Raw genomic sequence first — 19,547 nt, forward strand, 5'->3', positions numbered from 1 at the left:
GCGATATTCACCAATCCCATTTCTCTGCGTATTTTTCAATCAAGTGCGAAGTCCACGTCACAGAGAGATTATCTGACAGTGCGTAAAAGTCTACGTGCTTTTGGTAAAAAGCTATCAGATCCTCCCGCCATGGCAATGCCGTATTGCTGCAGAGCCAAAACCAATCCCAGCGGGCTTTGTAGCGCTCAATAAGTTCGGCAGTCCATGGTAACGATTGATTCCCGGAAAGGACTTGCCAGTCCCATAGTTCAGAGAATCGTGAGATTAATGAATCGCTCCAAGGCAGGTTTCTATTGTCGGAAAGCGCCTCCCAGTCCCAAAGCTTAGAAAACTCTGAAATTAAGGATTCGTCCCATGGCAGGTGTTCATTCTCGGAAAGTGCTGACCAATGCAGTTTCTTTTGATATTTCTTCAGCAAATTGGCCGACCAATCGACATTCGGGTTGCTGCTGATAAATGGCCAATAAACACGGTCGATATGCCGATCAAGCAGACTTTCCGACCAAAAAATGTGTTTATTCAACGCCAAGGCAGCCCAGTCCCATCGATCTTTGTACTCGGACAGAAGGGATTCACTCAGTGGTGCGTACAAGGAAGCAGCAATCGTAAAGCGGCGGGGCACTTGTTCAAATACGCGGGTCAACAAAGACATGGCCTCGCGTTCACGTCGGGCGGCGAGTCCGGTGTCGAAAGCCTTACTGCAGTTGAGCTCAAGCTCGGGACAGAGCGTTTCGACCAGTTCGCACAGTAGATGGCGAAAGTCGGAGTCGACCTCAAAGGCTTCGTTGAGCTTGGTATCCTTCGCTAAGTTTGAAAGAAAATGTTGGATCAGGCTGTATCCTTCTGGCGATGAGGTAGAAAGTTCCCTGAGCGCACACCAGGAACTGACTGCCCGCTCAAGAACTTCCTGTGCCGGTCGTCGGTCAGCTAAGCCGAGCATCGTCTTCGCAAGTTGGGCCAATAGAATTGGCGTCTCAATCGGGCGGTCAGCGATCAACGCCTGGTAGGTAGTCGAATACTGGCCGAGGATTTCGTTTAACCCTTGTCCAAGGTTTTTCTCGGCGGTCAGTAGCTTTGGCAAGGCATTTGGCAGTTGCGGGGTGCGTTCCCAATAACTCGCGAAGTAAAGGTCAGCGACCCAGCCTATGGCGAGGCAGCTCCAGGTGATCAAGGGCGTTTGGATCTCCGCGTAGTCCTCTGCTTCCAGTTCGAAGGCTGGGAGTGTGATATCGGCGAGATTCACCCCAGCGGCTTGCAAGGCATCCTCTTGTTCGATGCGCTTGAGATTCTTGGCTCGGATGCCTCCGAAGCGTTGATCAGCCTCTTCGGGCGAGTCGGCAAGCCCCGCGCTGATGAGCTTGTCGCGGGCTGCCTTCCACTGCGTGGCTCGCCGCCTTGCGGATGTTTCCAGTTCGGAGCGAATATCGAATTGAAGAACCGTGTCGTAACGATACTGGGAATCCGCTGGTCCCCATGCCGCCAAATTCAGCGAGAGGGATTCGCCGTTCGATAGAGCCTGCATCTCAAGGACCAGGGTTGGTTCGGACTGGAGGCGCGCGTGCAATGCCTTAATGGATGCAGCCCCCTGAAAATTCCCATCGCGCCAAGCCCCGTCGAGTAACTCAACCGGGCGTTCCGAGCTGTTAAAGCCATAGTATTCGGTGACAAAGGTGCGCAGAGCCGGCCGCAGCGAACCTTCCAGGTCGAACATCAAATGCTTGGGAGGCGAAATCAAAACCCGCAGCGGAACTGGGCCGCTCGCGACAGCCGTTTTCAGAATCTGGGAAGGAAACAAGCGCAGCGGCCAGTGATCCAGAACCTTCTGGTTTTCCTGCAGGTCCAGCGCGCTTTGTCGTTGCTGTGCGGCAAGTTCCCAGTCATGCGCGCGGCTTTGTGCGGCTTGGTGTCGCTCCTCCTCGCATCTGGCGCGGAACAGCTCGCGGTCAAAACTCTGATGTAATAGGGATTGTTCGTGCCGCTCGCCCTGTTTCCGTCGTCCCTGGAACTTGCCACTCATGTTGGCGGCAAAATTCACCAGAGCCATGAGGCTAAAAAGCTCCATCATCCAACCTGCCGAGCGCCCACGACATCCATCAACCGCCCATAATCCGTCACCACGTCATACCTCACGGGGGTGTCCCCAACCTGCCGGGCCAGCTCGGCGAAGAACTTCCGTGCGCAGTCGATCTTGGTGTTCTCGATGCCGCGCAGTGCCAGACTCGACATGCTGCCCTTGGTCTCGGCGACAAAGTAGATGTGCTTCACCTTGCCTTGGTCGAAGGCGATGGCCCAGTCGGGGTTGTAGTCACCAACCGGGGTGGGAATTAGGAAGCCGCGTGGGAGTTTGGCGTAGACAGTCACCTCCTGCGCGGTATCCAGCGCTTGGACGAACGCGCGCTCGACCTCGGAGTCGGGCATCACATAATCGTAGATATGGCGTTTGAGCTTCTCGGTGGCGCGGGAGAAGTCGTTGCCGGTCTGCCCGGCGGTGAAGATGTCGGTGTCGTAGTGCTCGTTGATGGCGTCGTAGGTGAGACGCTCGATCATCACCGTGGCTTTTTGCTCGCGGATCAAGCGCGTTGCCTCGGTGATGAACTGCTCCGGGTTCTGGCGGTATTGCGCGAAGACGCTGGGCTCGATCTCGGTGAGAATGCGCGCGACCGTCTGGCGCGTCAGGTCGGCGGCTTCAGCAATCTTGCCGAGCAGATCGTAGGCAATGGCTGAGTGGGCGCTCGCGCCGGTTTCGGTCAGGCTTTCACCCACCTTGAAGGAGCGGCCTGCGCGCAGGTCATCGTCGGTCATGCTCTCGACTTGGGTGCCGCGCTGAATCAGATACTTGATGGGCGTGACGCGCAACTCTTTGTTGAGGATGGGCACGCTCTTCTTGATCAGCTCTTCGCTGTCGAAGTCCACCCGGTAGACGGCTTTTTGGTTGATGCGCCGCCATAGCTCCTGGAACGCGCGCTTGTCGAAGTTCTGGTTCAGCGGGTTGGTACTTGGCTTGCGGGCATCGCCCGGCATCGGCAGGCTGGCACCGCTGAAGACGCTGTCAACCAGGCCCAGCACCGGCTCGGTATAGGACTGCAAGCTCGCCGGCAGCTCGGCCAGGGTGCCGGTGGCGCGGGCTTGGTGGTAGGGCTCGGCGATGTGGTCGTCATTGTCGACATAGCCGTTGCTGATCAAATAGCGGTGCAGCTCGCGCGCCATCTCCGCTGTCATCTCAACTGCGCCTGCGTCGGTGGCGAGTTGTTTACCGGTGAAATAAGCCTCGTTCGCCTGGCGCGGTCGGGCACTCAGCCCATCGGCGATTTCCTGTTGCAGGCCGGAGACGAAGTCGCGGTAGCTCTCGCTGGCGACCACCGTTAGCACATTGATGCGATGCACCTCGGCCGGATGGTCGGCACGCTCACCCTGCCGATCCACCGCGATGCGCAGACCGCGCCCGACTTCCTGCCGTCGCGAAATGCTGCTGTCGCTCTGTTTGAGCATGCACATCACAAACACATTCGGGTTGTCCCAACCCTCGCGCAGCGCCGAATGGGAGAAGATGAAGCGCGTCGGTTCCTCGAACGACAGCAACTGTTCCTTGTTCTTCAGAATCAGATCATAGGCGGTCACATCGTCGGACAGGCCCTTGTCCGTGCCGCGCTTGGCCACGTCCGGGTCCGCCAGGCGGTTTTTCTTGTCGATGGCGAAATAGCCATCGTGGGTTCCGCTGGCTGGAATGCCTTGCAGATACTGGTGATAGCCGGGGCTGTCGAAGTCGAACCGCCCCAGTGTCTCTGCCTTCAGCTGCTCATACTCGTCCTCGAACAGGCGCGCATACGCGCCTTTCTCATCCGGCTGGCTGTAATCCCGGTACTTGGCCACCTCGTCGATGAAGAACAGCGACAGCACCTTGATGCCCTTGGCAAACAGCTGCTCCTCGCGCTGCAAGTGGGCGCGGATGGTCTCGCGAATCTGCAAGCGGCGGATGTCGCCCTCGGTCACATCGCCTATCGCTTCGCCCAGCCCCAGTACCACGCCGTTGCTGAACTCCAGCGTGCCGCTGCGGGCGTCGATCTGGCTGACGCTGAAGCCCTGATACTGGTCGAGCTCGCGCGACAGCGCAAAGAGATTGGACCCGCGCTCCAGCCGCCGGGGCTGGCGGCGAATCTGGCCGGACTTCTGGCGCACTTCCATATCGACGCGCGCCACCGGAGCCGCGTCTTTCGACACCTCGATATCGTTCAGATGCAGATAGGCGCTCACCCCCTCGATGCCGCGCACCTGAATGCCCGAGACCTGAATTTTCTTCACCAGCTTCTGCTGGTAGGCATCCACCGCATCAAGCCGATGCACCTTGTTGTGCTCGCTTTTGTGGGTGGCGGAGTAGCGCAGCACCATCAGTGCCTGGAACTGCGGCAGGGCTTTCTTGGTCGCCGGCCCTTCCATCTTCTGCGGCTCATCCAGAATCAGAATCGGGCGGTTGCGCGCGATCACATCAATCGGCTTGCGCGATTGGAAGTCATCCAGCTCATCATAGATGCGCCGGTTCTCCTTGCCGGTGGCGTTGAACGCCTGGACGTTGATCACCATCACATTGATGCCGGCGTCGCTCGAGAAGCTCTCGATCTCATGCAGGCGCTTGGAGTTGTAGGTGAAAAACCGTGCCTTGCGGTGATAGCTCTGGGCGAAGTGCTCGGCGGTGATCGCCAGCGATTTCTGAACCCCCTCGCGAATCGCAATGCTGGGCACCATGATGATGAACTTCGACCAGCCATACTCCTCGTACAGCTCGAAGATGGTCTTCAAGTAGACGTAGGTCTTGCCGGTGCCGGTTTCCATCTCGATGTCGAGGTTGATCTTGCCGCCCGCGCTGGGGACCAGATGGTCGGAGAGAATCAGGTTCTGGCGCTTTTGCACCGCCCGAATGTTTTCCAGTACATCCACCGTCGGCGCGATCTCGGCGTTGCGAAAGCCCTCGCTGGTTAGTTGCAGCTGATCCAAGCGACCGGGGTCGATGCGATAGCGCGCCGGATCGGCCTTCGGCTGGCCGCGAAAGCAGTCCACCACCGCCTGCACGGCTTCGGTCTGGTAGGGTTGGACTTTGAATTTGATCTTCATATCAGTTGCTTGCTCGACGAAGCCTCCGAGAGTTCCCGAATGCGCGGCGGCCCGGGACCTTTACACTCCCCGGGTTACCAAAGTCTTTGCACCCCGAATTGATCGAAGAGCTTTTCGTTGCTAACCAAGGCCATACCCTCAATCTGCGCCTGCGCGATAAGCATCCGATCGAATGGATCGCGATGATCGCTCTGTAATAGCCCTGATCGGCGGGCGTGCTCGATACTAATTGGGAGCGGCGTAAACAACTGCTCCGAGAGAATCTCAGGCAGCCGTTCCGCCACTTCGACAGCCTGTGGCAACTTGCCGATGCGAACCTTGGTTGCAATCTCCCAAGCAGAGGCAGCACTGACCCAAACCGGGTTTGCCTCGTCACCCATGGCCGCGCGTGCGCTGACCGAAAGTTGTTCATCGCCATCAAGCCACCAAAGCAACGCATGGGTATCCAGTAAGAGCCGCACGCCTTAGCCCTCCCACGCCTGCAATTCGCTCTCTGGCAGGGGGTCGAAAAACCGCACATCGACACGGGCGCGACCAGCCAGAGCGCCAAAACGCCGTCCCACTCGGGATTGACTGATCGGGCTGAGACGGGCAACGGGCACTCCCGCTTCGGCGATCAAAATCTCCTCGCCATGGCAGGCGCGTTCAATGAGGCTGGAAAGCTGAACCTCTGCTTCGCGTATGCTGATTTGCGACATGATGATTGGCTCTCTGAGTTTTATGGCTAGCGCGGGTTCGGTAGTGACCATCCGCCGTTGGATTTGGTCATCCGACTACAGTGACTTCACCTCCGTGCCCGGCGAAAGCTGGCGGAAGATCTGCACCACATTGGTCCGTGTGGCGTCAGTGGCATAGCCGGTATCGCGGAAGACAGCGCGCAACGGCTGATGGGTGGCGAGTTCCTTGACCAGCTCCTCGGTCACATCGTCATCGAAGCAGGCGAGCAGGTCATAGGGAGGCTCGTTGACGAAAAAGACCCGGCGACCCTGGATGGTCTCCTCGCGGATCGGCAGCGTCAGATCGACGCCCCAGTCGACCAGCACCTGAAACAGCAGGTCTTCGGGCGTGCGGTCGGGTTTGATGTTGGCGACTTGGCCGAGGAGGTCGCGCTGGTCGGTTTGGCTCGGGGTGTAGTAGACATCTGCCATGTTGGATGTGTCTAATTTAAGTACTCGAAAACCGCAGTCGTTGCCCATGTCCAATCTGACCTGTCTATCGCCGCATATTTTTATTGACGCACGTCGAATCCGTTCTTTGCATATCTCAGCAAGATTAGTCTCAACATTATTTGAGATGCAATATTCATAAGCTGCTTTGTGTTCTTTTTTCTGATCATCGAGCGGTTCAGGGAGTTGAATCAAAATAACTTGTCGCTGAACTGAGTCCTTTGCATTAAGCGAAAAGACTGCCTCGGCTGTTGTGCCAGAGCCCGCAAAGAAATCCATAACTATTCCTTCGCGATAGCAGCCGATCTTGACGAGGTATTCGAGTAATTGTACAGGCTTCGGGTAGTTGAAATAAATACCCATGTTTTTCAGATATGTCTTTGTTCGCTCAGTTGTCCCGAAATTCTTTAATACAGAAAGAATATTTCTAGGGTTTTCATTCTTTTTTCGATACCGAACTGCGGCATTTGAGTTGATATAAAAAGAAATTGGCTGACCTTCTTCAGTAACCTCGTGACAACCGTTATTAATAAATTCTAGCAATTTATTTTTATTGGCCATGCCTACATAAATTCTGCATGGCGAGGTTAACTTAAAGTCCTTTACTAACATGTCATCCAATTTTACAGGCAAGCCCGATTTATGCTCGAGATCATATCTTTTCTTCACCTCGTCTGAGATGAACTTCTCTGTTTCTGTAATTTCAAAAAAGTCCTGATCAACCGTTTTTGCCGGATAAAAAAGGTCCTTTTCAGAGGAAGGGAATCCAACTGGCAACTCGATTACGGACGGCGGGTTTTCTGGGTTGTTTTTGTTGATGTTATTGTCTGCGTAACCTTTCCATAAATTACTGTCTTCGCGCGTGTTTGGGTCAACCACTTTGCCTATCGCATCTTCGGCAAACGCCGAGTTTTTGAAGTATGCCACAATATATTCATGATTGACTTTGACGGCATACTGATTGTCCGTATTCCCTTCAGTGTTCCAAATGAATTGCGCGCAGAAATTAGCAGCGCCAAAGATTTCATCGCACACCTTTCTTAGGTTGTGTATTTCTTCATCACTAATTGAGATGAAAATTACCCCAGAATCGGTTAATAAATTTCGGCTCAATCTTATTCTTGAGTACATCATTGTGAGCCAGTTAGAGTGAATTCGACCTGCTGATTCAGTGTTTGCTGTTAGGCGGGTTTCGTCTTCGTCTATTTGCATGGATCTTCGCAAGAAATCGTTTGCGCTCTCAGCAAAATCATCATTGTAAATTAAATCATTATCAATGTTGTAAGGGGGGTCAATATAGACCATTTTGACCTTGCCAAGGTATGACTCTTGCAGTAATTTCAATGATTCTAAATTATCGCCCTCAATGAATAGATTTTTCGTTCGATAAAACTCAAGGCTCTCATTTTTATAAGGGCGCAATGCTTTCGTTGTCGGCGCGTTCGCTGCGAGCAACGCCTCCTTTTTCCCGGGCCAATCCAAGTGATACCGCTCCTGCGGCCCCTCGACCAGTTCGTCGGACAACTCTTGCCGCAACAGGTCAAAATCCACTGCTAGCCGGACTTGTCCATCCTCGCCGCGCGCTTCGGTCACGCAGCCGGGGAACAACGCGCGTAGCTTGGCGATGTTGCTCTGGGTGAGGTCCGGGCTGTGCATCTTGAGCTTATCCATCCATCGAATCTCTCTGTTCTAACCAGTGGGGCCGGTAAGTTGGTGTAGGTGGCGCATGGCGTCGCGCAGCTCCGCATTGATGGCGACCCGGCGGTTGAATTGTGGCTCGCGTCGCAGTCGCGCTTGCAGGCGGTCGATGGCGCGCTGTTGCGCGGCAATGGCCTGGGTGCGGTCAATCCGCGCCGGCAGGCTGTCCTCCGCGTCGGCGGCTACCGGCAGCAGGGGTGAGAGCAGCTGCTCGTAGAGTTTGTCCATGGAGGTCGCGACCGGCAAGGGCGCGCGTTCGGTCTCCAGCGGCCGCCAGTCGGAGTGGAAATGCTCGCTGATGACCCATTTGTGCTTGTCGGCCTCGCTCGGGCGCTTGTGCGCCGCCGCAACCAGCAGACGCTCGCCGCAGGTCAGCTCGAAGATCAGCGGGAAGGGGATGGCCTGGTCAATGGCGCGCAGAATCTTGGTATCGACACTTGGCTCGCGCAGTTGCAGGTGGAAGACCTGAATCTCCGGCACCTGCGGGCTGGGGTTAAGGTTCAGGGTGCTGGGTGCGAGTTTATGCGCCCAGCGAATTTGATCGACCAAGCCGACAAAGCGGCGTTTGAGCGCGGCACTCGCGCTTGCGTGCTGATAAATCTTGCTCTTGGGGATAATGCGGCCAAACCGGGTGGCGGGCGGGTAGGCGAAACAGGGGTTCATCTGTCGGCGTCCCTGATCGGCGTCACAGCACCACGATGAAGGCGATCAGCTCGAAGTCTTCGAGCCCGGCGATGCGGTTGACCAGGGCGCTGGTGTGACCGCCGCTGAACAGGCTGTCGATGTCCTGCTCGTCTTTGACCTCGATCATGGAGCGGATGGCGTCGGTGAGCAGCTCGGAGTAGCGGCGCATGTCGCGACCATCTTGGGTATGTTGGTTAAATAGGTCGCACAGGTCCGCGACGGGTTGATCGCAGCCCTTGCAGCCAGTGCGGATCAGATCGAGCAGGCGCTTGACCTGGGTGTGATCCGCGATCAGCTCGCCCTGGTGGTCAATATACACCAGATAATGCGGGTGCAACCGGTTCTGCTGGTCGATGTTGACGCTGTCATGGATGTTGCGCAGCAGGAAGATGACCCCGGGGTGCAGCCCGCGCGCAACGTCGGCCGGGATCACGGCATGCAGCCCCTTGGGCGACTTGTCCAGCTCGCCATGGGCTTTCACATAATGAAGCAGGTCCATGCGAAAGTCGTTGAGGCCCAGATCGGTGATGGAGACGCCGGTCTTCACGTCTTCCAACTCGATGACCTCGTCTTGCAGGCGCTGAAGCTGCTCCTTGCGATAGGCGATGTCGTTGCTTTTGGCAGTGAGCACATTGTCATCGCCGGTGGCGGCGACATCGGCGATCACCATGCGATTCTCGACCCGCTCTTTGAGGTTGATGTACTCATCGAGCGTGATGTCGGGCCAGAAGTTGATCAACTGAATGCGCGCATTGGGCGAGCCGATGCGGTCGATGCGCCCGAAGCGCTGGATGATGCGCACCGGGTTCCAGTGGATGTCGTAGTTGATCAGGGTGTCGCAGTCTTGCAGGTTCTGCCCCTCGGAGATGCAGTCGGTGCCGATCAGCACGTCCAGCTCGGCCGGGTCATCGGGCAGGATCAGCGCCTTGTCCTTGGCGCGCGGCGCGAACAGCGTCAGTACCGATTGCACGTCATAGCCGGCCTTGTGCCCGGTGTTCAGGGTGGTCTTGGGCGCGCCGGTGCCGGTGATGCGCCCGCTCTCCAGTCCGCGTTCCTGCCGCAGCACCGGGGCGAGGTGCGCGAACAGGTAATTCGCGGTATCGGCAAAGGCGGTGAAGATCAGCACCTTGCGGTTGCCGGGGTTGATCGGCTGGTCGAGCTTGTCGAGCACCACCGCCTTGAGCTGTTGCAGCTTGCTGTCGTCCTCGGGCGCGACCCGATCCATCGACGCCAGCAGGCCGTCGATTAGCACCAGGTCGCCGCGCAGATCATGCTGCCAGGCGAGCAAGTCCATGTCGGCAAGGCTGATCTGTACCCGATTGCCGACGGTGAACTCTTCAAGCCCTGCTAGCTCTTCGTCTTCCAGCTCCTCGTCGTTGAAGACGGGGCTGAAGCTGGTCGGCACACTGCCGCCGCCGTTGGCCTCGAAGGTTTCGATGGCTTTTAGCGTGTTGCTCAGGTTGTTGCTGAGTTGGCGCAAGGTGAGCCGGAAGGCCTCCACCGAGCTTTCCAGCCGCTTGAGCAGGTTGGTGGTCATCAGCGCTTGCAGGCTGCGCTCGCGGTCCACCTGCCGCAGGGGCGCGCCGCCGCTGGCCGGGTCGGTATCGTAGAGCGCCTCGTACTTGGCCAGCCGCGAGGGCAAGACATAGCTGATTGGGGCGTAGATCGCGAGCTTGAGCGCCGAGAGCTGGGTGAAAATCTCGTTGAAGTCCATCACGTCGCGGCGGTGCGTGAGCGGACAATGGTAGGACTTCGGCTTCAGACGCTCGGGGAAGGAGCCGATGTCGCGGGTGTCGTAGAAGGTCTCGATATGGCGGCGGGAGCGGGCGATGGTCACCGCATCGAGCAGCTCGAAGAACTCAAAATCCAACGCCCGCAGAATGCTGGCCGGTGTGCGTTGCTCCGGGGCGAGCAGGCTCCAGCTATTGAACGCCTTTTGTGCCTGACGGAAGATTTCCTCCACGCTGCTGTCGCTGCGCAAATGCCGGCTGAGCTGGTCGGACTGGCCTTCGTAGGCCAGCGCCAGTTGATTGCGCAGGTCGGTGAAGCGGTTGTTCACCGGGGTGGCGGAGAGCATCAGCACCTTGGTCTTCACGCCCTCGCGGATGACCTGGTTCATCAGCCTCTGGTAGCGCGTCTCCCGCTCCTTGAAGGCATCGTTGTTACGAAAGTTGTGCGACTCGTCGATCACGACCAAGTCGTAGTTGCCCCAGTTGATCTTGTTCAGCGGGATACCGAAGGACTCCCCCTGGGTGCGCGAGAGGTCCGTGTGGCACAGCACGTCGTAGTTGAAGCGATCCGCCGCGAACAGATTCGTCTTGAGATTGGCGTTGTAGTTCAGCCAATTGTCGGCCAGCTTCTTCGGGCACAACACCAGCACGGAGCGGTTGCGCAACTCGTAATACTTGATGACCGCCAGCGCGGTGAAGGTCTTGCCCAGCCCGACACTGTCAGCCAGGATGCAGCCGTTGTAGGTCTCAAGCTTGTTGATGATGCCGGTGGCCGCATCACGCTGGAAGTTAAACAGCTTCTGCCAAACCTGGGTTTCCTGATACCCAGTGCGGTCGTTCGGTAGCACGTCCTCGTCAACATCGTCCAGGAACTCCCGGAAGATGTGATACAGCATCAGGAAGTAAATCCGCTCCGCCGGGTTTTCCTGGTAGACCGACTCAATGTGCCGGCAAATCGCCTCGGTGACATCTTCGAGCTGTTCTGGATCGGACCAGACTTGCTCAAAAAGTTGCAGGTAGCTCTGCGTATGGGCCGGTTCATCCAGCCGGTTGACGAAATTGGAGACCGCGTTGCCTTTCTGGTACCCCAGGTCAGTCAGGGTAAATCCGCTCAAAGGCATATAGACCGCATCCCCGCCACCGCCCGACGCAGCACCCCCGAGGTGCGCGAACCCCTGCATCGGAGCCTGCGTTCGGTTCGACTTAAAACGCGCCCGCTGCCGAATCCAGTCCGCACACTCCCGCGCAATGGCCCGCTGAGTCAACTGATTGCGCAGATGAATCTCAAACTCCGTTCCGTACAGACTCGTCTCGCGCCCGAGCTTCGGGATATAAAACTCCCGCCGCTCCTTCCTCAGCCGATCCGTCACCTCCGAAGCCACAAAAGTCGGCGCGGTGAAAATGAACTCCAGCCGCTCGACCTTGGCAAGCTCCGCCTTCAACGCCTCGAAGGCATAGATCGAAAAACACGACGCCGCCACCCGCAGCCGAGAACCAGGCCGCAGGCTGTCTTTTAGATCATCGCCGAACAGCGCGTTCGTGTTGTCGAGAAGTTTCATTCTTGAACAAGGACGACTTCAGAGCAGCTTCAGTGTTAACACCATTAGAGTAGGTCTAGTTTAATCGTTCTGATCTCTTAGCAGAAACCAAGCGCCCCAAAATATCAGGATCGGAAAAAACCCAACCCAAAAAGTGTTCATCCAATCGTGTTTCCATGACCTGTTAAATCGCGCCCATTCTAGCTCCGTGCCCGTTACCCATGGCTGATTCAACATCACGATTACTATTGGCCAAATCACAGAAGCGACAGCGCCAATTCTTGTTATAAATCTCCAGTTTTCTCGAAAATAGGAAACCAATTCGTTCCAATTCATACGTTCGAACCCCGTAATTCGTAGTTATGCTTCAGTAGCAACATAAGAAAAATTCAGTCTTGATATCTGGCCAGGGTCTTGACTATTTCCGAAATTCGACTCTGCCCAGCATAAAGAAAGCCGACCTGATCTGTCACAAATCATCAACGCTAAGCTAATTACATCTAAATCCTCCCACGCCATCTGAACGGCAATGTGTACCGTTGCTATTTCGCCAACCACCAGCACCATCTGAACGCGACCAAGATCCATCGCTGTGCCGTAATCCGCCAGCACCATCGGAGCGGGAGTAGCTTCCGTCGCTATGTCTAAAACCACCAGCGCCATCTGAGCGCGAGTAGGTTCCATCGTTATGGCGAAATCCCCCAGCACCATCTGATCGGGCTCCCATGCCATCACTGCATCGGTAGCCACCGGCTCCGTCTGATCGGCAGCTCTGTGCCTGCACTGTTGCAAGTGGAACCATCATCAGAAAAACAGTTAAACCAAATAGCCGAGCCATTTACCATCTCCTTATTTCTTAGAAAAACAACTCTTTCAATTACCAGGCTTGTTTATTGCTCATTGTGCGTATTTCGAAGCACAAGAGTCCCCGCAATGAGATCATGTAGACCCTGTTTCTTTGCCGTGAAGGCAACCATGAGGTAACCGATCATCAAAATTAATGCGGAGAGGATCTTCGACCAGTACCTTGCGTTAGCCCGCCCAAAGCTGATGCGTTTGCCACCCATATCAGTAACAGTCATCCCGAACATCTTCTTTCCGACAGTCGCTTGCCAAGTGGAGGACTCTTGAACAGTAAAGTAGAGCCACTGTATAAAGATGCCCAGAATTGTTCCTAAAGCTTCTCCTGTGCTTTCAATGTCAGATGCAGATGCGGTTTCCGCCATATACAGACCGAGCACATAGGCAAGTGGAAAAACAATGACAATGATCAATATTTGACAAAGGATAATGTCAACAATGGCAGCGATAAAACGAAACCAAAAACCAGCGTAGCTCAGATTGCTGGAACTATCATTTATTATCATTGCCGAAGTCTCCAAAAAATTCGCATATCATCGCATTGGCTGAACCCTTGAACAGCAGGGAACAACGAGGGGGTTTCGTTATTTGCCTCTCAGCGACAGGTAACGTTTGCTAAGGAATTGGCGTCGCTATCGATTGTGCCGAAGCAAACGCGCGCTGAGTGATCCTCACCAAAATTAATGCGCCCGTCCGAAAGAAATGGCTCTGTTACGTCTGGTGTGGGTAGATCGGTTTTTGCATAATTGGTTGAAACGTTTGCTAAGGACACGCCGGCCTATGGATATGTGGACGCGTCCTGCGGACCGGCCCGAGCACTGCGGGACGTGTGGACAACCCCGGTATTGCGCCGTTTCAGCGCCTTGGTTCTGCTTTGGACTGAAGGGCGGCGCAATACCGGGGTTGCCCACACTCTCGGGCCTCGCGCGCACATACCCACAGGCCCTGCAACTAGCTGAATATGAATATTCCCACAAAGAATCCAGCTAGCGCCGGGGCCTGGTGGTCGAAACCCATACTAAACGTAAGAGGACCAAAGAAATTTCAGGCTTCGTCCAGTCTTACTCGATCCGTCCGCAAAGGTCGCCACAAACTTTTGAGCTAACTCATCGCGAAACTTGTCGTTTGAACTCAGCCTACTTCCAGTGCCCATCAAGTGGAATCTGACTCTTGCGCACGCGGTAGTGCGAACATCGCCACTCAAATGCCCCCCAGAGATAATATTGCCGGTGACAACTCCTCCAGACACCGTCCCGGAAACACGCGATTTATAGTCGCTACGGAAGTCGATTATTCGCATGTCAGAACATTCTCTGTGATCCTGATTGGATTGTTCTGCTAAGACTGGTTGTGAGTCGGATGGCTCTGGCGTCGCTGCCGGCTTGGGTAATTCGGGGGCGTTAACTTGTTGAATCATGTCTTGGGCGCGTTGCTGTGCTGCTTGTACATCAGATGCTCTTGGTGCGCTATCGAGTCTGATGGCTTGTTCGTCAGCTTGCGCCGCACACGGAGTTTGTTGATACAGGGTTTCCCCATTTGGTTGTGCGCAGCGATAAGCACCCGAATGAGCTAACCCTGAAAACGCAAAGAGCGTGCTGAGTGCCAAGAATTGCGGAAGAGTCATTTTCTACTCCTTATCACTCAAAAAGAAACATGCCGCAGGTTTTTCCAGTGGTTGCGCGCAAAAGGTGATTTGGAACCGTTAGAGTCAGCCGCCCTATCCTGCTCTCAATAATGCAAAGGGTCGGAACGACGATGCTCGCCCGGCGAAGTCGCTGACATTAAGGATCAAGGATGCGAGCAAATAAGCGCCAACAACCACATTCAGACCGGGAACCGCGAGAGCAGAGAACAAGGTCACATACTTGGCAGCCTTCCGCCCGAGCGTCTTGATCGTCATGTCGCGAAACTGCTCGAAAGCCATCTCTCCGCTGCGATACCGACGCCATACCTCAAACACGATGATCCCGGAGGAGGCGACGACCAATACGGGGAAGTGATCCCACAGCGAGGGATCGTCCTGGAACTCCAGCATCCGGTCGACGAAGTCCTCCACCCGCATCGTCAGGTCCTCGTTGGACAGGCCGGATGAGGGCAGATCCATCTTCTCTGCCAGCTCATCCGTGACGAGAATCTCGGTGTCGGGATTGGCCGCCATCCAGGCGTTGATCGCGCCGGCGTCATCGGTGGCTTTCAGCTGCAGTGACCAGCTCTCTCCGGAGGAACGGTCCAACATCTGCACATCGACGGCGCGGTGGTTGGTGTCGGGATAGAGCGCCGCGAAGACCGAGTCCCCGTCCTCGTTCTCAAGGCGCTGGAACTCCATCTCATGCAGGATGCCCTTGGTGTTGTTCACCAGCCCGGCAATTTGATCTTCGTCATAAGCGGCAAGCCTGGCACTGGTTTCCTCGACGGATAGCGCCGCCCACTCGGGAGAAGACCGCCGCAAGGCCGCGAGCACCGCCAAATCTTGGTCGGTGAGAGAGGCTGACGGATCAAAGGCCACCTTCGCCAGCGAGGCGAGAATCGCCGCCTCGTCGAAACGCCGGGAGATGTGCTTGACCTCAATCACCGGTCGCTCACAGCTGGTCTTTGCGCTCCATGACCTCGGCCTTGGCCGTCTTGGCCTGCTGCTTGCCCTCTTCACGCGCCTTGGCCCAGGCCGCGCGCATGTCCGCCTGGCTCATGGTCTGACCGCGCTCCTTTTTCTCCAGGTACAGATCCATGACCCGGCCGATGGCGTATGTCAGCCCGTAGACCAAGGGGATAGTGGTGAACCCAGCCAAGAAGGGTAGCCCGGTCTTGTAAAGACCGAGCGCAATCTGCTGGGCAATCATGCCAAGACCAACGACCCCGCCAATCTCAACCACCAGGTCTTTGGCTTCCTTCTCGGAGAGCGGCATGCCCCGGATGGCACTGAGCCGCGTGCCCATGTACGCCTGAATAGGCGTCAGCACAAAGATGTCAGCGAAGGGAATCGGCTGCACCGCGACAGCGGCGCAGGTGGCCGAGAAGATGTGAATGATGCGAGAACGTTTCTGATCGTCGGTCAGGTCGGTGCGATTCTCGATGTCCGTGACTTCACGCTGGATGCGCTGCTTTGCTGATTCGATGATGTCCATAACAACACCAGAGTGGCTCCTGTTGCGGTAGAGACTCAGAGCACCGAGCCACTGCGACTCCAGCATTTTTCGCGACGTCCCAGCCAAAGTCTAGGCGAAGAAAACCCATGACGGCAAGAAAAATAGCACAGCGAGTGCCGACAACTCCTGTCGCGCTACCCCCTTGACAAGGCGGGAAATCGCCAACGGCGCCCGCCATTTGTAGGGAAATTCCCTACAAATGTACTCTTTTTAGAGATATTATATCCATCTCGTGGTTTGTTGGAGCGCATTGACCAGCCGCATAATTTATTGAGAAAACTTTTTGTCGCCGACTTGCCGTTCAGCCCATCAACTACCGCCGCTTGGGCAGCGGCGGTTTGCTGATCATCCGCATTCTGCGCAGCCGCGCAGTCGAACACGGGCATTTTTCGGCGAGCGCTGGGGGCGGGGCGGTGGCTGTCGGTCCACTGTTGTCAGTGACCGGTCCGGAGGGGTGAAGTATGACGTCGAAGACGAAGACCGAGACGAAGACGAAGTCCGAAGCCGCAGCCACTAACGTCACGCAGATGCCGCTCACCGTCGAGCGTGTCGCCACCTTCAAGACTCCTGATGGCAAGTTCTTCACCACCGAAGCCGAAGCCCTCATGCACATCGCCAAGGCGAAGTTCAGTGATCGCATTGAGGCCTACATCACCGCCAAAGGCGAGCAGCCCAAGGGCGTCGCCGGACGGGCGCGCAACATCATCGGTGATTTCCTGGCTTGGGAAGAATCCCAGAAATAGGATTTTGGACTAAGTTGAAAGGCAGGAATGCTGAAGCCAGTCAGCAGCGGTAATGGCACGTCGCCGGGAAATGGGAGACTTGGGATCGGCTGCAAGTACGCCGACGAATACCCGGACTGCGGGAGATTGGCACCCGCCCTGCCGTCCTTATTAGAAAGCAGCGGATGACAAGACACCCGTTAGGCGCGCTCGCGGGTTGAGTTGGAAGCGGCTACTCCATGGAGCAGCAGATGACCCTGGCTACGGCTACATCGGCTGCTTTCTAATACGGACCGAAACGACCCTGACCCACATGCCCCTCCCTAGCACACCGCAAACCGCCGCGCTTGCCTTCTGGCAGGGGTACTACGAGTACCTGGCTGGGTTTGCGGTGTGCCCCTATAAAGAGGGAGTGGAGGCTGATGCCTGGGGGCTGGGGTGGAGGGCTCAGGCGTCTGGCCGCTGATGACGCGCACCGATGACTGTTTGGCGATCCATCAGCCAGTAGATCAGACCAAGCGCCAAGACCACGGCCGCTGTGGCGAGGATGTACATTGGCGTCAGCTTCTCGAAATCGAACACGATCACCTTTCGTGCGATGGCCATCAGCGCAGTGGCGATGACCAGCTTCACATGGACGACATCATCGCGCAGGTACAGAGTGATGTTGACGAAGATCTCGATGGCAATCAGCACCGACAGGAAGGCACCGAAGATCACCACGATGTCGTTGATGCGAAGCTCGGTCACCGCAGGGACAAACAACTGGCTGTAGAGCGCATACCCCACCTCCAACGTGCCCCAGACGATGGTAACCACCATCATGATAGCCAGTGCGCGCACTGACAGGCGGATGATGCGGTGCAGCACATTGATCATGGCGTCATCTTCATCGACGCCCAACTCGCTTTGTCCGGCGGCTTTAATGCGCTGTTTGCGGAAGTGATCCATCAAGCTCTGTACCACAATGCGGTGCTCACGCAGGTAGCCGGTTTCAAAATCACCTTCATGAAAGTCGTCCAACTCGGCTGTACTGGCAGCGCGCAGCGCACGCTCTGATACCTGCTGAAAGCCCATGCTCCAGTCTGCATACTCACGCTTGGTGATCGCTTTGCGCTGGATGACATGCACGCCGGTGTGGCGCGGGTCTTGCTCGATGGTGTCGAGCAACTCGTCGATAACGCGCTCTTCGCCCTCGAGCACCTGCAAGAAGGTGCCGTTGCCGTAGAACAGCATCCCGGTCACGCCGATCTGCGGATTATGCTGGCGGCAGTACTGCAGCAGCTCCGTTAAGTCCCGCTTCGACATGGGCGCGGTCGCCGCGCTGATATAGACGAGCTGAATCATCGGCAAGGTCCTCAGGCAAATACTTCACTGTTGCGCGGGTTGGGCTCAGGTAACGGCGCTGTCGGCGCGGAGAAGGGGACCGCAGCCAGGGTGCGTGCGGCTGATCCTAAGGTGGGTTGTTTACCGACCGAGTCAACTCCCCCATACCCGGGAACTCAAACCCCACCCCCCACTTCGGATTCCGTCCAAGCGCAATAGAGTCCCACCCTTTCCCCACCAGGCTCACGCCTGCAATGAGCAAGGGTGAGATGACCCAGAGGACAGCGGCCATCCCTTCCCACCAGACTGATCACCAGCCGCCCGGCCGCAACGAAGCCAGCCTCAGCGCGCCAAACCGCTGCTACTGAGTGACTCATTGCGCCCGCTGGGCGCGACGTGAAAAGTGGAGGCAGAACAAGCGCTCAACAGCCATCGCCTGGCTGCCTGCACCCAACCCGCCGGTGCGCCCGCAGACCAACCCTCGCTGCACGCAGGAGAGCGCCCGTTGGGCGCGTGGTGGGTGGGGCTCCCCGAGCTTGATGACGACACACCCCATTGTCGCTGCGCATCGAGGCGATGCGTCAGCAGCAACGTCTGGGTAACCCGAGTGGCATCGCGCCACTGTCTCGGAAGACACCCAGGCGTCAGCAAAGGCTGTGGTCACCGCCATGAAGGCGGACCACAGCAACATCCCACCGTTAGACCATCACCATGGAGGGCCATCACATGCCCAATACACCGCAAACCAACGACAAACCCCGCTCAGTCGGGCTGATCCTTACGCGCAGACCCGGCGAATTGATAATGCTCGAGTTACCCGAGGACCTCGGCGGCCATCGCGTACAGATCAGCTGCGTGGCCATTGACAGAAACCAAGTCAAAATTGTTATCAGAGCGCCGAACGACTGGAATATCTATCGAGGAGAGCTGCGCGGTGAGTACGTCGACACTGGCGTCGAAGCACCCGAGACTGACGACGAAACCCAAGAACCAGGGGTAACATCTGACAGGCAGCAGATCATCATCCGCACCCGCCCGCGTCGCCGGAGGAAGCAGTCATGAACGAGGAACCTTTCTTCCTGACCGACGAAGACATTGCCGACTTAACCGGCTATGTCCGCGTCGACAAACAACGTGAGCATCTGCGCGAACTCGGTATCCCGTTTTGCCCGGACAGGAAGGGGCGGCCACGGGTGCCGAGGAACGCCTTCCGCCTGGTCGCCATCCCCCAGCGGTTCCGCATCATTGAAGGGGATGTCGAGTACCGCATGCCTTATCCCTTGCCGCCAAGGCCTAAAGGAAGTGACGATACAGGACCATGAGGGGCAAAATTAGACGTGACGAAGTCCGGCAAACGCGGTCTCGTCGGCGGGGTACGACGTCTGATTTTCCAAGCGTTGCTTGAAGAGCTGATAAGGTGGAGAAGCCTCGGCGGAGGCTTCGCCGGGGCTGGTGGCCACTCGAACCAAAAAGCATGAACGTCCGCTCAGAGACGCTCTACAGTCGCCGTCAAAAGTGTAGCTAAGAGTGTAGATTGACTCTGGCTCACCTGAATTATTTCTAATTTAAACAG

Annotated in this window: 16 protein-coding genes; 3 read left to right on the plus strand and 13 right to left on the minus strand. The window is 56.6% G+C overall.

The genetic code is table 11. The features are described 5' to 3' along the window. Positions 1–7: 7 nt before the first annotated feature. From Thiowin_RS06240 to Thiowin_RS06295, 12 genes are all read right to left on the minus strand, one after another. On the minus strand, positions 8–2,065 hold the full coding sequence (locus tag Thiowin_RS06240; protein WP_328986875.1) for a hypothetical protein: 2,058 nt from the start codon (positions 2,063–2,065) through the stop codon (positions 8–10). Then, positions 2,062–5,106, minus strand: a complete 3,045-nt coding sequence (locus tag Thiowin_RS06245) for a type III restriction-modification system endonuclease (protein WP_328986876.1) — start codon at positions 5,104–5,106, stop codon at positions 2,062–2,064. Before Thiowin_RS06245 ends, Thiowin_RS06240 begins: the two co-directional genes overlap by 4 nt. 74 nt (positions 5,107–5,180) lie before the next feature. Further along, a complete protein-coding gene (locus tag Thiowin_RS06250) occupies positions 5,181–5,567 on the minus strand; it encodes a type II toxin-antitoxin system VapC family toxin (protein ID WP_009148020.1) in 387 nt (128 codons plus the stop codon). Between the two features lie 3 nt (positions 5,568–5,570). Beyond that, positions 5,571–5,804 carry a type II toxin-antitoxin system Phd/YefM family antitoxin gene (locus Thiowin_RS06255; RefSeq protein ID WP_328986877.1) on the minus strand — a complete coding sequence of 78 codons (234 nt, stop codon included), beginning with the start codon at positions 5,802–5,804 and terminating at the stop codon, positions 5,571–5,573. 75 nt (positions 5,805–5,879) lie between these two features. Then, positions 5,880–7,943 (minus strand): site-specific DNA-methyltransferase, encoded by a 2,064-nt coding sequence (locus tag Thiowin_RS06260; protein ID WP_328986879.1) that lies wholly within the window; start codon positions 7,941–7,943, stop codon positions 5,880–5,882. A gap of 18 nt (positions 7,944–7,961) precedes the next feature. Continuing rightward, positions 7,962–8,633, minus strand: a complete 672-nt coding sequence (locus Thiowin_RS06265; protein WP_328986880.1) for a DUF4391 domain-containing protein — start codon at positions 8,631–8,633, stop codon at positions 7,962–7,964. 22 nt (positions 8,634–8,655) lie between these two features. Next, on the minus strand, positions 8,656–11,943 hold the full coding sequence (locus tag Thiowin_RS06270; protein ID WP_328986881.1) for a helicase-related protein: 3,288 nt from the start codon (positions 11,941–11,943) through the stop codon (positions 8,656–8,658). 339 nt (positions 11,944–12,282) lie between these two features. Further along, entirely contained in the window at positions 12,283–12,672 is a 390-nt protein-coding gene (locus Thiowin_RS06275; protein ID WP_328986882.1) for a hypothetical protein, read from the minus strand. A 140-nt stretch (positions 12,673–12,812) separates the two neighbouring features. After that, a complete protein-coding gene (locus Thiowin_RS06280) occupies positions 12,813–13,289 on the minus strand; it encodes an RDD family protein (RefSeq protein ID WP_328986883.1) in 477 nt (158 codons plus the stop codon). Positions 13,290–13,801: 512 nt separating this feature from the next. Next, a complete protein-coding gene (locus Thiowin_RS06285) occupies positions 13,802–14,407 on the minus strand; it encodes a hypothetical protein (protein ID WP_328986885.1) in 606 nt (201 codons plus the stop codon). A 93-nt stretch (positions 14,408–14,500) separates the two neighbouring features. Beyond that, positions 14,501–15,355 carry a hypothetical protein gene (locus Thiowin_RS06290; RefSeq protein WP_328986886.1) on the minus strand — a complete coding sequence of 285 codons (855 nt, stop codon included), beginning with the start codon at positions 15,353–15,355 and terminating at the stop codon, positions 14,501–14,503. 7 nt (positions 15,356–15,362) lie between these two features. Continuing rightward, the gene (locus Thiowin_RS06295; RefSeq protein ID WP_328986887.1) at positions 15,363–15,905 is read right to left on the minus strand and encodes a YcjF family protein; all 543 of its coding nucleotides are present in this window, start codon (positions 15,903–15,905) and stop codon (positions 15,363–15,365) included. A 482-nt stretch (positions 15,906–16,387) separates the two neighbouring features. On the opposite strand from Thiowin_RS06295, the gene Thiowin_RS06300 reads away from it, so the two are divergent. Continuing rightward, a complete protein-coding gene (locus Thiowin_RS06300; protein WP_328986888.1) occupies positions 16,388–16,669 on the plus strand; it encodes an ACT domain-containing protein in 282 nt (93 codons plus the stop codon). Between the two features lie 426 nt (positions 16,670–17,095). Here the strand turns inward: Thiowin_RS06300 and Thiowin_RS06305 are convergent, their stop codons facing one another. Continuing rightward, the gene (locus tag Thiowin_RS06305) at positions 17,096–17,995 is read right to left on the minus strand and encodes a phosphate-starvation-inducible PsiE family protein (RefSeq protein WP_328986889.1); all 900 of its coding nucleotides are present in this window, start codon (positions 17,993–17,995) and stop codon (positions 17,096–17,098) included. 705 nt (positions 17,996–18,700) lie between these two features. Here Thiowin_RS06305 and Thiowin_RS06310 point away from each other — a divergent pair. Together Thiowin_RS06310 and Thiowin_RS06315 are read left to right on the plus strand one after the other, a co-directional pair. Next, a complete protein-coding gene (locus Thiowin_RS06310) occupies positions 18,701–19,036 on the plus strand; it encodes a carbon storage regulator (protein WP_328986890.1) in 336 nt (111 codons plus the stop codon). Continuing rightward, positions 19,033–19,296: a DUF4224 domain-containing protein gene (locus Thiowin_RS06315; protein ID WP_328986891.1), complete on the plus strand. Its 264-nt coding sequence runs from the start codon at positions 19,033–19,035 to the stop codon at positions 19,294–19,296. The genes Thiowin_RS06310 and Thiowin_RS06315 overlap by 4 nt, the downstream gene beginning before the upstream one ends. The last annotated feature ends 251 nt before the right edge of the window (positions 19,297–19,547 follow it).

It is taken from the genome of Thiorhodovibrio winogradskyi (assembly GCF_036208045.1).
In the GTDB taxonomy this organism is placed as follows: Bacteria; Pseudomonadota; Gammaproteobacteria; order Chromatiales; family Chromatiaceae; genus Thiorhodovibrio; species Thiorhodovibrio winogradskyi.